At 48.0% G+C, this 15,812-nt stretch carries 16 protein-coding genes and 2 pseudogenes; all 18 read right to left on the reverse strand.

All coding sequences use genetic code 11. The features are described from left to right. Window positions 1–5: 5 nt before the first annotated feature. Window positions 6–2,291, reverse strand: a complete 2,286-nt coding sequence (gene yesS, locus ACQVGT_RS16900; RefSeq protein WP_015383040.1) for a transcriptional regulator YesS — start codon at window positions 2,289–2,291, stop codon at window positions 6–8. A 22-nt stretch (window positions 2,292–2,313) separates the two neighbouring features. Next, entirely contained in the window at window positions 2,314–3,348 is a 1,035-nt protein-coding gene (yesR, locus tag ACQVGT_RS16905) for a rhamnogalacturonyl hydrolase YesR (RefSeq protein WP_015383039.1), read from the reverse strand. Window positions 3,349–3,363: 15 nt separating this feature from the next. Further along, the gene (locus ACQVGT_RS16910; RefSeq protein ID WP_015383038.1) at window positions 3,364–4,254 is read right to left on the reverse strand and encodes a carbohydrate ABC transporter permease; all 891 of its coding nucleotides are present in this window, start codon (window positions 4,252–4,254) and stop codon (window positions 3,364–3,366) included. A gap of 3 nt (window positions 4,255–4,257) precedes the next feature. Then, window positions 4,258–5,187 carry a carbohydrate ABC transporter permease gene (locus ACQVGT_RS16915; RefSeq protein WP_003233835.1) on the reverse strand — a complete coding sequence of 310 codons (930 nt, stop codon included), beginning with the start codon at window positions 5,185–5,187 and terminating at the stop codon, window positions 4,258–4,260. Then, a complete protein-coding gene (locus ACQVGT_RS16920; RefSeq protein WP_015482921.1) occupies window positions 5,184–6,467 on the reverse strand; it encodes an ABC transporter substrate-binding protein in 1,284 nt (427 codons plus the stop codon). Before ACQVGT_RS16920 ends, ACQVGT_RS16915 begins: the two co-directional genes overlap by 4 nt. A 104-nt stretch (window positions 6,468–6,571) precedes the next feature. Beyond that, window positions 6,572–7,678, reverse strand: coding sequence for a two-component system response regulator YesN (gene yesN, locus ACQVGT_RS16925; RefSeq protein ID WP_015383036.1), 1,107 nt, complete (start codon window positions 7,676–7,678; stop codon window positions 6,572–6,574). Continuing rightward, window positions 7,678–9,411, reverse strand: coding sequence for a two-component system sensor histidine kinase YesM (yesM, locus tag ACQVGT_RS16930; RefSeq protein WP_046340214.1), 1,734 nt, complete (start codon window positions 9,409–9,411; stop codon window positions 7,678–7,680). Before yesM ends, yesN begins: the two co-directional genes overlap by 1 nt. After that, on the reverse strand, window positions 9,408–10,037 hold the full coding sequence (locus ACQVGT_RS16935) for a YesL family protein (RefSeq protein WP_015383034.1): 630 nt from the start codon (window positions 10,035–10,037) through the stop codon (window positions 9,408–9,410). Before ACQVGT_RS16935 ends, yesM begins: the two co-directional genes overlap by 4 nt. A gap of 114 nt (window positions 10,038–10,151) precedes the next feature. Further along, window positions 10,152–10,455: pseudogene (locus tag ACQVGT_RS16940) on the reverse strand (YesK-like family protein). Between the two features lie 22 nt (window positions 10,456–10,477). Next, the gene (locus ACQVGT_RS16945; protein ID WP_014479097.1) at window positions 10,478–11,020 is read right to left on the reverse strand and encodes a GNAT family N-acetyltransferase; all 543 of its coding nucleotides are present in this window, start codon (window positions 11,018–11,020) and stop codon (window positions 10,478–10,480) included. Window positions 11,021–11,143: 123 nt separating this feature from the next. Then, a complete protein-coding gene (cotJC, locus tag ACQVGT_RS16950) occupies window positions 11,144–11,713 on the reverse strand; it encodes a spore coat protein CotJC (RefSeq protein WP_003233850.1) in 570 nt (189 codons plus the stop codon). Between the two features lie 14 nt (window positions 11,714–11,727). Next, on the reverse strand, window positions 11,728–11,991 hold the full coding sequence (gene cotJB / locus ACQVGT_RS16955; RefSeq protein WP_003219491.1) for a spore coat protein CotJB: 264 nt from the start codon (window positions 11,989–11,991) through the stop codon (window positions 11,728–11,730). Next, window positions 11,975–12,223 (reverse strand): spore coat-associated protein CotJA, encoded by a 249-nt coding sequence (gene cotJA, locus ACQVGT_RS16960; protein ID WP_003219489.1) that lies wholly within the window; start codon window positions 12,221–12,223, stop codon window positions 11,975–11,977. The genes cotJB and cotJA overlap by 17 nt, the downstream gene beginning before the upstream one ends. Window positions 12,224–12,349: 126 nt before the next feature. Further along, window positions 12,350–13,215 (reverse strand): annotated as a pseudogene (locus tag ACQVGT_RS16965) (SDR family oxidoreductase). Further along, the gene (locus tag ACQVGT_RS16970) at window positions 13,212–13,658 is read right to left on the reverse strand and encodes a nuclear transport factor 2 family protein (protein WP_015383031.1); all 447 of its coding nucleotides are present in this window, start codon (window positions 13,656–13,658) and stop codon (window positions 13,212–13,214) included. Before ACQVGT_RS16970 ends, ACQVGT_RS16965 begins: the two are co-directional and overlap by 4 nt. Before the next feature lie 78 nt (window positions 13,659–13,736). Further along, window positions 13,737–14,321: a TetR/AcrR family transcriptional regulator gene (locus tag ACQVGT_RS16975; protein ID WP_015482917.1), complete on the reverse strand. Its 585-nt coding sequence runs from the start codon at window positions 14,319–14,321 to the stop codon at window positions 13,737–13,739. A 113-nt stretch (window positions 14,322–14,434) separates the two neighbouring features. Further along, on the reverse strand, window positions 14,435–14,902 hold the full coding sequence (gene yeeK, locus ACQVGT_RS16980) for a spore coat protein YeeK (protein ID WP_015482916.1): 468 nt from the start codon (window positions 14,900–14,902) through the stop codon (window positions 14,435–14,437). A gap of 133 nt (window positions 14,903–15,035) precedes the next feature. Then, a complete protein-coding gene (locus ACQVGT_RS16985) occupies window positions 15,036–15,755 on the reverse strand; it encodes a YebC/PmpR family DNA-binding transcriptional regulator (RefSeq protein WP_003242611.1) in 720 nt (239 codons plus the stop codon). Window positions 15,756–15,812: the final 57 nt, after the last annotated feature.

Here is a 15,812-nt window from a genome sequence, read left to right on the forward strand (position 1 = left end):
TCCTTTCACGGCGTTTCCTGATACATTTGCCTGAAGACACCCGGCGGCATGCCGACCTGTTTTTTAAAAATCCGATTGAAGTAATTGTGGCGGTAGCCGACTTCTTCTGACACGTCATGAATTTTTTTATTCGTATTGACCAGCAGTTCTTTCGCCTTTTCGATTCTGATCTGGGTCACATAATCGATAAAATTAATGCCGGTCACTTGCTTAAATGCCTTGCTTAACGTATATGAATTCATGCCAAGCGCATCGGCACAGCTTTCCAATGAAATGTCCGCCATATACTGTTCGTGAATCATCGCAATCACACGTTCTGCCAGCTGCTTTTGCTGTCTGTTTGTTCTGCCCTCAAGCTTGGAAAGGTAAGGCGTCACCACTACATCCATCAGCCAGGCCGCCGCTTCGTTAGGTTCGCGCAATTCTGAAATATCAAGAAACGGATTCCGGTGCTGAAACAGTTCGCTGGGATTGAGCCCGGAATGCAAAATATCCTCCTGAATGCGGGAAAACAGCTGAATCAGGGCGGAATGCACATGCCTGTCTATGGCCGCTTTTTCCGACAGTTCCTTCATACATCCATCTATCAGTTCCTTGGCTTCCTGTTTTCTTTCCAGCCGGATGGCCTGAACAATTTGTTTTTCCAGCTCAAAAGGGTAATAAGGAGCGAACTGCTCATCCTGAGGGAAGTCGGCCTGCAAATCAATGACCTGATCCCGGTTAGAAAACTTCCTGCGGGATTTGCCGCTTTTCACATTCTGAAATAAAGAAGGGATTTCCGTGACACGCTCCGTCTTGCTGCTCAATGTCGAGGTCAGGCATAGTCCGGTTACATCTCCAAATTGGCGTGCCAGCTCCGTTATATACGCCTTCAGATCAGAGCTGTTTGTTTTCATCACAAGAACGGTGACAGAAAGCCGGCCGATATCAAGTATGGAGAGCTGAAAAACGCGTTTATCCGCCAATTCCTCAGCCAGATTGGTCAGGGTAAACACGGCAAGCTGTTCATCACCTTCACGGAAGATGCTTTTTTCACAACGGAGCCCTGTCACCTGTAGATCAAGCACATGAAACGCGTTTCCGCCGATGTTCCAGCCAGCCTCCTCCATCCGCAATCTGAGGCTTTCCTCGTTGTCATAGTAAAAATCGCCCTGCAAGAGATGCTGCAAAAAACTTTTTTTCATATGGGGCGTCTGCCGCAGGAGCTGCTCTTGGAGCTTCCGGCTTTCAAGGGATAGATCCTGCCATCTCTTTTCAATCCACTTGAATTCATCCTGCCCGGACGCCTGCCATGTTTTCTTCTCTCCTCCGGTAAACAAGCCAAGCAAATGCTGAATGGGACGATAGATTTTTTTTGATGCATACCATGTCATGCATACCGCCAAACCGATGCAAATGACCAGCATCACGATGATCACTTTTGATAAAAACACCATCGGCGCTGTAATAGCTGAAAGAGGCGCCGCTGACACAAAGGTCCATTGCTGATGCATCCGGTTCATTTCTCCAAAGGAGACAGAATACACCTTGCCTTCCCATTCCATCTGAAAATGGCCGTTCTCAGCAGGCTGTTTTTTTATCTCATGAAGTAAAGTCTTTTCAAAATCTTTTTCCCCCTCATGAAACAGCACCTCTCGATTTTGATCTAAAAGCAGCGCACTGCCATCAGGATAGGGGGACAAGCTTTGCAGGATTGATTCCATTTCTTTCGGATCAACCGCCAGCATGATCGCGCCGAACGGTTTCTCCGCCGCGCCCGGGATGAGCTGGATCAGCATCGCTTGATTTCCCGACCGTTTCCAATAAATGCTGTGGTCTGAGGCAAGCAGCGAGCGATACTTGCGAAGCGCCTCCTGTTCTGTCAAAGCGCTGTATTCAGGGCTCAGCACAAGTGGCCGGGGGCTGTTCAGAAAGATGGAAGCCTGCTCGATCAGCGGCTGCTGGTCCCGCAAAAGAAACAGCTTTTTCGTTAATTGATAGGAGAACGTAAAGTCTTTCTCCAAATCCCTCTCGGCCAATCCGTTCATCAGTGAAGAATCGTAGGCCATCTGGGTGAGTGCCAGTTCAAGCACTCCCAGCTTCTCATCCATTCGGCTGACCTCACGCGCCACCTGTGTTTCATGCGACCTTTGCAGCTCTTTCTCCACCTTGTCGATCGAAAGAAAGTAGATTGCGCCGCCAGTCAGCAATCCGGGAATACAGGCAATCAGCAAAATGAAGACAAAGTTTCTTTTGAAATACGTTCCCTTCCAGCGAGAAACCCGTTCCTTCTGTTGAAGCTGTTTTTTCATCCCTCTCCCCCCGCCGCTATCTTTACTGATACACGCGTTTTTTCGTTTTCAAAACATCAGCAAGAAACGTCAGCGCAAGTCCCTGCCCCCATCCTTGTATTCGTTTGTAAGGCACCTGTTTGTATCCTTCGGCATTTTTCATGACGGCTGTCCCGGCCGATACCTTGCTGATCCGTCCGTCCTCTTCCACCGCATCCAAAATGGCTGCAAGCGATTTCTGCACATATTTTGTATACAGCTTTCCGCTCGACATCAGAGCAGAAGCAATACCGGCTGATGCCGAAACCTCCAGATAAGAATCCGGATCATCCAAAATCGTATGCCACAGCCCTGTTTCATCCTGAAGCCGGACAAGCGCGCTCAGCTGGTCTCTGAGCGATCCGTCGATGATCATAAAGGAAGGATGTGTCACCTCAATAAGCGGGAGCGCCTTTGCCATCGTGAGTGCCGCCCAGCCGTTCGCCCTGCCCCAATAAATCCCCGACAGATGATTTTGCGCTTTGTTGTCCCAGGCGTGGTAGTACAAATTCGTGACAGGGTCCTGAAGCACATCCTCATGTCCGTGAAACTGACGCAGGCCGTCTTCAAAATAATCCTCACGCTCCATGATCCGCCCGATTCTCAGCATAAACAGCCCAGCCATCATCAGCGTATCCGCCCATGCCTGTTCAGGGAATACGTATTCTGCCGCATTCACCGTATGCTGAAGGATCCCCTCGCCAAAGCGCGGCGCCTTATGCAGCACATATTCCGCCATCTCGGCCGCTGTTTCCAAATACACGTCATCACCCGTCACCTTGTGGAGGAACAAAAGCGTATGCCCGATGGAAACTCCGTTGATCGAAAGCGGCGGCAGCCCATCCTCCAGCTGTTCATCCACCCACGTTTTTAGCAGATTGATATATTCCTCGTTTTCTGTCGCTTCATAGGCCTCCGCTACGCCGTAAAACGCGACGCCGCCCGGCCAATCCCACGCAAAATCCATCTGAAATGTCCGTTTCACGATCCGGTCAATAACCGACGTCACCTTTTCTTCATCAAAAATAAGCTGTGCCATCTGCAACACTCCTTTTTATTTTAATCCGGTCGTACTGATGCCCTGAACGATATATTTCTGAAACAAAAAGAATACAAGAATCACAGGCAATAACGAGACGGCCGACATGGCAAACATCGCGCCCCAGTTCGAAGCCGACTCTGTATCGAGAAAAAGCTTCAGCGCAAGTGAAACAGGGTAAAGCTCCGGCTTATTCAAATACAAGAGCGGCTGAATCAGCTCCTCCCACTTCCAATAGAAGGAGAAAATCGCAGACGTCGCAAGCGCGGGGGCAATCAGCGGGAGAATGATCCGCCAAAAGCAGGCAAAGCGCCCACATCCGTCGATTCGCGCGGCTTCATCCAGCTCCTCGGGAATCGTCCGGATAAACTGGATCATCAGAAAGATAAAAAACGCATGCCCGAAAAATTGCGGAACGACAATTGGTTTAAAGGAATTCAGCCAGTCTAATTTCGCAAACATAATATACTGCGGAATCATCAATACTTCATGAGGCAGCATTAACGTCCCCATCATGCACGCAAACCAAAATTTTTTCCCCTTAAACGGAATACGCGCAAATCCGTACGCAATGACAGCCGATGACAGGACGGCACCGATTGTTGACAGCCCGACAATAATCGCCGAGTTTTTAATAAACGTCAGAAACGGCTGTCCCGCGATCCCCTTCCACCCTTCAGCATAGTTACTGAGAATAAAAGGGTCTGGAATGAGTGAATGAGAGGTTGTAAAAATACTGGCGCTTTCTTTAAACGAGCTGACAAACAGCCAAATGACCGGGTACAGCAGTAACACCGCCAGTGTTCCTGTACAAACATGGAACAGTATGCGTTTGGGACTGACGCGCCCGGCTTTTTTTCTCTCAAAAACCGGGGCTTCTCTGACAGGCTGGTTGACCGGCTCCATCCGTCATTCCTCCTTTGACTCGTAATGAACCCAATATGACGATGTTTTAAACAATATGAGCGTAATCAGCCCGACAATGACAAGCATGACCCACGCCATCGCCGATGCGTAGCCCATTTGAAAATAGTTAAACGCACGCTGGAACAAATAGAGCGAATAGAGAAGTGTCCCGTCAAGCGGCCCGCCCTCGCCCTTCGAAATGATATAGGCAGGTGTAAATGTCATAAAAGCAGAAATCGTCTGCATCACAAGATTAAAGAAAATAATCGGTGTAAGAATCGGAAGCGTGATCTTGAAGAAACGCTGCACCCGATTTGCCCCATCCACACTTGCCGCTTCCAAATACGAAGACGGAATGTTTTTCAGCCCGGCCAGAAAAATCAGCATTGACGACCCGAACTGCCAGACGGACAGCAGAATCAATGTCCACAGCGCACTTGTCGGATTCTGGTACCAAAGAATTTTTTGATCAATCCCGACAAAAAACAGCAGCGCATTGATGACCCCGTCATTGCCAAAAATATTGCGCCACATAATCGCCACGGCGACGCTCCCGCCGATGATCGAAGGCAGATAAAAGAGCGTTCTGTAAATGGCCGTTCCTTTTGCTGCATTGTTTAAAATGACAGCGATAAAAAGCGCGAAGCCGAGGCGGAGCGGAACCCCGGCAAGCACATACGTAAATGTCACCTTCAGAGACTGCCAATACTTTTCGTCACCCGTAAACATTTCCTTAAAGTTGTCGAGCCCGATCCATTTCGGCGCCGTAAACAAGTCATAGCTCGTGAAGGACAGAAACAGGGACGCCCCCATCGGGATCACCGTAAAGCATAGGAACCCGATGATAAACGGAGAAATAAAAGCATATCCCGCCAGATTGTCTTTTCTTATACTCCGGCTTTTTTTCATTGCGTCAGCCCCATTTCCCGTCAATTATTCCTCTCTAATATCTCATTGGCCTTTTTCCGGAACGTTTTGGCGGCTTTTTCCGGCGATACCTTCTGATACAGAATCTGATCTGACGTATCCTTCAGCAGCTTGATGACCTCCGCGCTTCCCACAGGCTCTGGCGGATCGGCTTTGCTGATGTTTTTTGACGCGGTTTCTACATACTCCACGATGTTGGCTTCTTCCTCATTCAGCTTCGGTTTAATCGCATCCGCCACCTTGTCGGAGACTGGAACGCCTCGCTCGCCTTTAATCAGCTGGTTCGCTTCCTCATTATTCACGAAGAAATTAATAAATTTCGCTGCCTCTTTTTTATGCTCAGAGCTTTTCGGAATGGAAAACAGCATACTCGGCTTCAATGTCAGAGCCTTTTCCTTCATTTGCTCCGGCGGCAGATAGAGAGACAGCGGCGAGTCTGTCAGCCGGGCAAAGCCCAAATATTGATTGGAGTAGTTCCATGTAATCGCTGATTTGCCTTTGACGATAAAATCGTCTTCCATCCCTTTAATCTGTGCGCTTTCATCAGGTGTTGGGGACGTTTTCGCTTTCACCAGCCTCAGCTGCCGCTCAAAGTAATCGACAAACAACTGATCATCTTGATACGCGAGGCCAGTGCCGTCTTCTTTATAAAAGCGCTCACCCTTTGTGCGCAAATAATAAGGGAAGAAAATATCAGGCGGATGCATTCCGTTGGAACCGTAGACACCGGCTTTTTCCTGAAGATCATACGCCAGCTTCTCGTAATCCTCCCACGTCCAGTTTTTCTGATTGATAGACACACCGGCTTTTTTCAGCAAATCTTCATTGGCAATCACAGACAGCACGTTGACACCTAGCGTAAATCCATATAGCTTATTGTCGATTTTTCCGCCCGACAGCATATTCTCGTCGATTGAACTGACGTCAATCGTTCCATCCTTTGTATACGGCGTTAAATCCTCCAGCTGGTTCTTCTTTCCGTATTGGGCTAAGTAAGCGGTATCCATTTGAATGACATCCGGAAGCTGGCCGGCGGCAGACATGGGCGCGAGCTTTTTCCAGTAGTCATCCCAGTTCGCAAATTCCGCTTCAATATGGACGTGCGGATTCTTTTTTTCGTAAAGTTCAATTACCTTTGTTGTATAATCATGCCTTGGCTGCCCGCCCCACCACGCGATTCTGAGTGTAACGTCTTCTTTTTTTCCCGAGGCCTCTTCACCTGCTGAACATCCGCTGAAAATAAAGACGCAGACAAGGGATAACAGCACGTAACAAATCTTCTTCAAACCAATCCCCCCTTTTAATGTAAGTGCTTACATTTTATTTTAAAGCGTTCGGATAGGGCGAAACACTCAAAAAACAGTGGCGAAAGTCAAAAAAACAGAGATGGCTATCCTGCGGAAGCGCCTCCCTGTTTTCTTCTGAATTCTGACGGTGTCAGACCGGTATATTTTTTAAAAACAAGACTGAAATACTTCGGATTATCGCCAAACCCGATTTCTTCAGCAATTTCTGATACACTCGCATCCCGCCTCATTTTCATCTGTTTCATCGCATGTTCAAGACGCACTCGTGTAACATATTGGGAAAATTTCTCGCCTGTTTCCTGCTTAAATAACTTCCCGAGATAATCAGGATTCATAAACAGCATATCCTTCGCCGCCCATTTTAAGGACAGATTCGGATTTCCGAGCTCGTCGGCAATAAGCCTGATCATTTTTGAAATCACTGCGCTCCCATGCAGGTCACCAGACGCTTCAGCTGTGTCACGAAACAGCTGCCCCGCGTGCCGGAGTTCTCCCGCCTGACTGATGGCCAGCTTGCGGGTTGCAAAAACCTCCGCCGCCTTTTCAGCGGCGTTCTCCTCTACGGCGAGCACGGTCCATTCTCCGCTGCTGCAAACCGCTGTCAGTGCCGACCCGAGTGCCTCTCTGGCTGTGGCATCAATAGATTGTTCCCCTTTTAAGATCAAGAGGCGGATCTTTTTTCCGGCAAGTGAAGGCGGCGGAGACAGCTGGGCCACACCGGCGATCAAGCCTTCCAAGTATTGATCGGCTGCAAAGGAACGGATATGGTCGAGCTCGTGTTTTAGATGGGCTGTTTTCTTTTTGTGCACATCTTGCCGCTTCAGCTCAGCAATGATTTCCTCCAGCGAGCTGATAATCTGCTGTTCATTGCAGGGCTTCAGCAAATAATGCTTCACCCCATATTTCATGGCTTCCTTTGCGTACTCAAACTCTCCAAACCCGGACAGGACGATAAATTGCACCGACGGGCTGACGGCTGACACCTTTTTGATCAGCTCAAGCCCGTCCATGCCGGGCATTTTGACGTCTGTGATGACGATATGCGGCTGCTTATGTACAATCTTTTCATATGCTTCATGTCCGTTCTGCGCTTTACCGATCAATGAGGCGCCAAGCGACTCCCACTCAATGATTCCTGCCATTCCATCAAGGATAATCCTCTCATCATCAGCCAGCAGAATTTTATACATCACACCACCTCATTTTGGCACGGTATTGTGATCACAATCCTCGTCCCCTTTCCATGCTCACTATGAATCCGCAATCCGTATGGCTCTCCGAATGTCAGGCTGATGCGCTCGCGAATATTCCAAAGTCCGATTCCTCTTCCGCCCGTTGATTCAAGAATCCGTCCATCCATGCCAGGGCCGTTATCTTCGACCGTAATACAGACACATTCCTTCGCCTTTTTCGCCTGAATCCGGATGGCGCACGGTCTTGTAAAGGGTTCAAGCGCGTATTGAATCGCATTTTCCGCAAGCGGCTGGAGCGTCAGTTTCGGAATGAGGCAATGCTTCACCTCATCGTCAATATCCAACGTGAAATTCAGGCGCTCTTCAAATCGAAATCGCTGAATGGTCATATAGTGACGTACAATGTCCGCCTCCTCCTGAATGGTCACGATATCCTTTTTCATATGTATGCTGTTTCGCAGAAGAAAACCGAGCGATTCCACCATTTTTGAGATTTGCTTTTGCTGATTCGCCTTGGCCAGCCAATTGATGGACTCGAGCGTGTTATATAAAAAATGCGGATTGATCTGGGCTTGCAGTGCTTTCAATTCGGTTTCTTTAATAATGAGCTGTTTTTCCACATTTTCTTCCATCAGCTCATTAATCCGTTTCATCATGACAGTAAAATGGCGGTTCAGCATGCCGGCCTCATCCTGTGTATGTTCCGGCAGAGAAAGCGACACACCCGCTTCAATGCCGCCGTGCTGTACCGATTTCATCGCGGTCACAAGCTGTTCAATCGGCTCCGTGATACTGTTAGCGATTTTCCTTCCGAAAAGCAAAACCACACAGAAAAAGAGGAGAAAGCATGTGCCGATCACTGTTTTCATAAAGGAAATTTTCGCGAACATCTGATCAAAGGGGATAACGTTATAGTAGCTCCAATTTTGGTAGGATGATTGAAGATAAGAAATAAAGTAACGTTTGCCATTCTTTTTTATCAAGTCATAACCGGGGTGCTTCAGCGTCTCTTTTGCTGCCTCAGGAACATGCGCTGATGCATGTGCCGTATACACCAAATTCCCGCCTTGGTCAGCAATCATAATGTCTCCGACTGAATCGCCCCAATCCTTCGGCACATCACGAATCATTTGTTTTACATTGACTTGGATCAGCACCATGCCCAAGCCGTTCAGACTCAGCTGGTGATAGGACCTGATCTGCCGTGCTGAAATCAGGACAGGATCTGACCCGCCGAGCGTCATCCAAAGATTTCTTCCATTTTTTGCTTTCGCTCGCTTAAATACCTCTTCCTGCTCCTGCTTCAAAAGATCTGAAGAACTGCTTCCGGCTGAATACTCTGAGCCGCGGGCATCAATCACATGAATGGAATCGATGTACTTTTCATCGCTGGCATATCCCGCAAGCTGATCCCAAAGCTCCTGCTTCATTTGATATTGATCATACGTATCATCCCGATTTTGCATGCTCAGGATGCGCTGAATCTGTTCGTCTGTAATGATTTCATATGACACATCCTCTATCTTCTTCAGCTCGTCTTCGATCCTTTCAGAAGACATCCGAAGCACCTCCGAGGACTTGCGGTAAATCTGCTCATCATACACATGAAAGGCATACTGGACCCCGCTGTATACAAACAGAAAGGATACGGCCATAATCAACGATAGAAACACAAACAGCTTATCCTTAATTTTCATCCGCCTGTACCAGCCAGCAACTCTTTTCTTCATGCCGCCTTTTCTTTCTCCTGCCGCTGATCCATTGACCGAAACGCTTTAAAGGACAGCTTCGTTAAGATCAGGCTGAGTAAACTCCCGCTGAAAAACAATAGAAACGTGACATGAAACAGAACGAGACAAAGCACACCGACAGCGCCAGCCGCCATCAAAAGCGTCACCGCCGGACGGCTGAAGGCAATGAAAAAGCTGATGCTCAGCACCTCTTTGATTTTCACGTCAAAATGAGAAAATACCGGGAACACATACAGCACAACAAACGCGAAAATCAAACTAATGCTCAGGAATACATTGACGAGCACAGGCTGGTCCATCTGAGCCGCTATCCGCATATCCGCAAACAGAAACAGGGCAGCCGTCACAACGATAAGCCCGAGGATCTGTGATGCCCGCCATTCCTTTTTAAACGCCCGAATAAAGACAGAAAACACCGGGGCATCTGTATTCCCCTTCGCCCATTCTCTCGCCACTGTAAACATCGCGGCAGTAGCGGGCATCAGTCCAAACACAACCAGGCCTGCAAGAGAAAACAAAATCCAAAGCACATTCAAATAGGCCAGTCTCATCACCCACGTACAAAAACGATTCAGCCCATTTGTCACACTCTGTATCATCAACATCACCTTCCCGCTTCGGAAAACGCTTTCATTTTAAAGTAATATGTATTTCTCCTTTCGAAAGAAAATTCCTGCCGTTCTGTGAAAATTTCGACATGATGAGAGACGGCAGCAGCTTTATCTTTTCCTGTAACGCCGGATGGCCTTATCGACCAAATATCCGGCAATGGCCCCGAAAATGACATTGAATCCAAGCATTCCGAGCGCAGCCCCTTCCCAGCCGCGTACATACACGAGGCTGTACCAGATCGCAAACATGCCAAGGACGATCAGCACGGCCAACATCCATTCTGGCCGACTTTTGTCAGGAAATCTCATCCGCATCAAAACGGATACGCCAGCAAACAGACAAGCCGTCACAATCCCTGACACAAATAAAATTGGCCACAACATCGCCTGCCCTCCCTTTTAGAAAAGACAAAAAAGCCCCCTGCAAAGGACGCTTATTCTGCCGTAATCTCTTTCTCAAACAAATGATATCCGGACGCATCAGCACCCATGAATTCATATCCCATACGCCGATAAAAGGAATGCAGGGCGTCGCTATCAGCGACACAGTCAAGCCGGATCCGCGTTTTTTCCGGAAAGTGTATGCCCGTCTCCGCCCACTGAAGGACGCGGGCTCCAAGCCCCTGTCCCGCAAACCGGCGGCTTACTGCGAGGCGATGCAAATAAATGGACTCCTCATGCCCATCGTCTCCCCAAAGCGTCCGGTCCCACTCGCTCGGTTCAGGCAGCAGCATCACGACAGCCGCAAGCTCTTCATCTTTTTTAAACACAAACACATGTCCCTTTTCAATTGACCCCGTGATATCATGTATATCTTGCCCTTTCAGAAGTCCGCTCCATTGGTTAGAACCCCGATCTCGGAGCCATTCAGCTGTTCGGACGAGCAACCCGGTAATCGATTCTGCATCCTCATAGACGGCCGGACACGCGTAAAATCCATCTGCAATCGTTTCGTTCTCAATCTTAAAAGCTGACATAAAGGCCTCCCAATCAAAAAGTAAGCTTGCACACACCCTTGATTATAATGCAGACCAAACTGCAAAAACAGACCATTTTCTCTGTATGTAAAAGGGTGTATGAAAGAGAGGCCAATCTGCCTATTAAAAAATCTTCTTTTTATCCCGTTCTTCTTTTAAAATTTCAACCGCTTCTCTGAAGCGCATAGAGTGTACGATTTCACGCTCACGCAAAAAACGCAGGGAATCGTTTAAATCAGGATCATCCGAAATATCAATCAGCCATTGATACGTCGCCCGCGCCTTTTCTTCTGCGGCAATATCTTCGTATAAATCGGCAATCGGATCGCCCTTCGCTTGGATATAGCTCGCGGTAAACGGCACGCCCGCCGCATTATGATAAAAAAGCGCGCTGTCGTGATTGACGTAATGATCGCCAAGCCCCGCTTCACGCAGCTGCTCCGGTGTAGCGTCTTTCGTTAACTTATAGACCATGGTCGCAATCATTTCCAAATGGGCAAACTCCTCCGTGCCGATATCTGTTAAAAGGCCGATGACCTTATCAGGAATCGTATAACGCTGGTTCAAATACCGGAGAGCCGCGGCCAGCTCGCCGTCCGCTCCGCCATACTGCTCAATCAAATACTTCGCCAGCGTCGGGTTGCACGTACTGACCTTGACAGGGTATTGCAGCTTCTTTTCATACACCCACATTCAGGCATTCCTCCTTATACTTGCCACGGCCATGGCCCTTTTCCCCAATCCCAATCCTTGCCCGCGGGGCTGTTGCCGAACTGCAGAAGCGGTCCGTAAGAGGATTCGAACTGTCTTTTTAAGTGCCTTGAATAGCCGGAATATTGATTGAATTGCTTCAACGCATCTTCATCATGAGGATGTGTATTTAAATAAAGACTCAGCTCAACAAGCACAAAATCAGCAGCCTGTATTTGCTCTAGCTGACGATAATATTCGGCATCAACCTTTTTTGCCATGTGCGTCTCCCCCTCGATAAGGGTTTTCATAAAAATCATAGAGATCCTTCCAAAGGGTGCCTTTCCTCAAAGCCTCCATCGGCGAAAACTGCTCCATGTGCTCAGGCTGAAAGGTCATATAAAGGTTAGGGGGCGTTCTGTAATATTTCTTCCCTATAGGCGGACAGGGATCAAAACGGCTGTGAAAGGGCGTATATGATTTGACAGGCGTAAACGGCTGCATATCCTTCATTCCGGCTCCTCCTTTCTCAAAAACAATGACCTTAATAGGTATGAGGCAGGGGGCATGATTATGACTGAAACACGGCTTAGCTTTTTCAATAAGAAGACCTTCGGAAGAGCCGAAGGTCTTTCTAGACTATTCAGTCCAAAATGAGATCAGTGTTTCCAATATGCAGCATGAGCAGCCGCAAACTCTGACAGCGAACGAGGTTCTTTTCCCGTCACACGCTTCACTGTATCCGTTACCCGATGTTCCGCACCATGGCTGATTGCCTCATCAAGCTTCGCCATAAAATGGGCATAATCCGCGGGCAAACCTCCTGCCTCCATTTTATGCTGCAGCTCGGAACGAGAAATGCTGACATGCTCCACCCGGCGTCCTGCCGCTGCACCGATCATCTCTGCCGCTTCGGCATAGCTCAGCGCCTCGGGTCCTGTCAGGATATGATGTGTCTGATGAGGAACACCATCAATTAAAGCACGCACGGCTGTTTCTGCAATGTCATCAGCATCAATGAATCCTAGCTTTCCCTCGCCCGAAGCCGTGATGATGCGCCCCTGAGTTTGAATCGACATTCGATGCTGGACATTGATGAAATTTTGCATAAAGTATGAAGGCCGCAGCACCGTCCATTCTGGAAACTCACGCACTGCCTGATGAAGCGCGCCAAACACGAGACCATTCTCAGGGACAACAGACGCACTTAGCATCACTACACGCTTTGCACCGAGACGCTTTGCCTCTTTTAAAAAGGGGAGCACATAGGGAGCCGGATCAAATACACCGACCGGAGCAACAAGATAGATCTGTTTTACCTGTTCCAGAGCAGGCGTAAAACTGGAGGCGTCCTTCCAATCAAAATACACATACTCAGCATCAGCAAGCGCGCCCTTTTTCCGGCTCGCAATACGCACCCTGTGCCCCAGCTCTATTAAACGGCTGGCGATTCGGCTGCCGGTTGTGCCGGTCCCGCCTGTAATTAAAATCGGATTCTGTTTCATCGTTTTCCACTCTCCTCTGTTTGCAAAAATGATCCTCCAAAGGCCTCTTTTACAACAAGCGGATTCCAATAATCCTTATAACGAACAATGCGGCCATCTCTCGTTTCGATGACACTGATATAGCTTTGGCGATAAGGCAGCCCAGTCTCAATCACATGGCCGTCACATTGAAACTCCGCAATCATCGTATTCGTATCTGCTGAACGGTACACTGTCGGAGCGGTAAATGAAGAAAGATGGATCTGCTTAGGATAATCCTTAATATAATTGTAAATGGCCGCTTTTCCTTCTATTCTTTTTGGTGATCCCTCCGGCGCATAAGGAAACTCAAATACAGCATTCTCATCCCAAAGCTCCGTCCAGCTCTTCATGTCCTTCTCAAGCATATAAGCTATAAACTTTCTCAATGTTTCACATGCTTTTTCAAACTCATTCATCAACATTCATCATCACCTCATTTTTATTTCTAGACTATTCAGTCCAAAAAGTACATACATGGGCAAAGAATCCTTTACCACATGTTAATCAAGCACTGATAAACTCACGTCAACATGGTCCTGAAGCCGATCCATATCATCCGTCACTTTCGCAACAAATGTCAGAGACAGCCTGCTTTGATTCAGGTACCGGGCAAGCGCAGATATATCAGTATCTTCGCCATTCAATTCTCCTTGATCCTTCGCTCTTAAAAGCGCCTGATAAAAAGCGTCCTCAAGCTGCTTGGATTGTCTTTCAAAATACCGGGCAAGCTCAGGGTCATGCGGAATCTGTTCAATCGCACTGTTAATGATATAGCACGCCTTCGCCCGTTCAGGATCCCTCAAAGCATTGACACCTTCTTGAAAAATATCACGAATGGCTTCCTTTACAGATCCTGGCGCTTCAAGCCTTTCCATAACGGCAGTGTTTTTCCCTTCAAGATACGTTTTCACAGCTGACAAAAACAAATCACGCTTCGTGCCATACGTATCATACAAACTTTGGCGCGCAATGCCTAAATGAGAGAGCAGATCCTGAAGAGACGTTCCTTCGTAGCCATACTCTCCGAAAACCTCTATCGCCCTGTGAAGAACAAGCGCCGTATCAAATTCTTTATTCCTCCCCAAAAAACGATCACCTCCTGAAACAAATGTTACCAATTTCCAGACTGAACAGTCAAGAAAAAAGGTGAAAAACACTCTTGATCTGCAAGAGTGTCCTCTTTTTATCATCATCTTCTTTATTTATATCCGTCTTTTCCCCAGTGGCCCATATGGTGGTGATGGTGGCCATAATGACCATCATGATGGTGGTGATGATTATCCTTTCCAACATGGTGATGATGGTGATGAAGATTATCTTTTCCATCATGATGATGGTGATAATAGTGGTGATGGCCATCATTTTCATGGTGCATGTTCGGATAACTTACAGTTCCCGGAGAGCCTCCATAGCCGCCGCTTGGGTAACCGCCGGATCCTCCGTATCCTCCGTATCCTCCGTACGTTCCATATCCCGGATAGCCGCCGACACCTCCATGTATGCCGTGATCTGGGTAGCCTCCATACATGCCAAAGCCCGGGTGGCCTCCATACATGCCATAACCCGGGTGGCCTGTGCTTTGCATGCCATAGCCCGGATAGCCAATACCAAAGCCCTGATAATGACCACAACCAGGTCCGCCATACATATGTCTTGTATCAGTCATATTCACTCTCTCCTTCACATAGGTTACAGTCCAGAGTATGAGAATATCTTACTGATCGTATAGGCGGCCGCCTACATACAGCTAAAACAATTTCCAGGACAAAAAAAGCAGGCCATAACAGCCTGCTCACTCCTTACTCGCCTAAATCAACGTTATGATATACCTGCTGAACATCTTCCAAATCTTCTAATGCATCAATCAATTTTTCAAACTGTTCCTTTGCATCATCCGGAAGCGTTACTTCACTTTGCGCAAGCATTGTCAGCTCCGCTACTGTAAATTCCTCGACACCCGCGTTTTTAAACGCCTCTTGCACCGCATGGAATTGATCAGGCTCGGCATACACGATCGCGCTGTCATCCTCTTCTAAAATGTCACGCACATCAACATCCGCTTCCATCAGGATTTCAAGCGCTTCGTCAGCAGTTTTGCCTTCCACACCGATTACAGCCGTCGCGTCAAACATGTAAGCAACAGATCCGCTCACACCCATGTTTCCGCCGTTTTTCCCGAACGCCGCACGCACTTCCGGCGCCGTCCGGTTTACATTATTCGTCAGCGCATCAACGATAATCATTGATCCGTTCGGCCCGAAGCCCTCATAACGAAGCTCATCGTAATTCTCTTCCGCTCCGCCCTTCGCCTTCTCGATCGCACGTTCAATGATGTTTTTCGGCACGCTGTAAGTCTTCGCACGCTCAAGCACAACCTTCAGCGCCTGGTTGGATTCCGGATCAGGCTCGCCCTGTTTCGCCGCCACATAAATCTCACGGCCAAACTTCGCATAAATTCGACTCGTATTTGCGTCCTTAGACGCCTTCTTCTCTTTAATATTGTTCCACTTACGGCCCATGATGTTCCACTCTCTTTCATATATATCAATCTAAATACTGTTATTCACTTTATCCAT

It is taken from the genome of Bacillus sp. SCT118 (assembly GCF_058566435.1).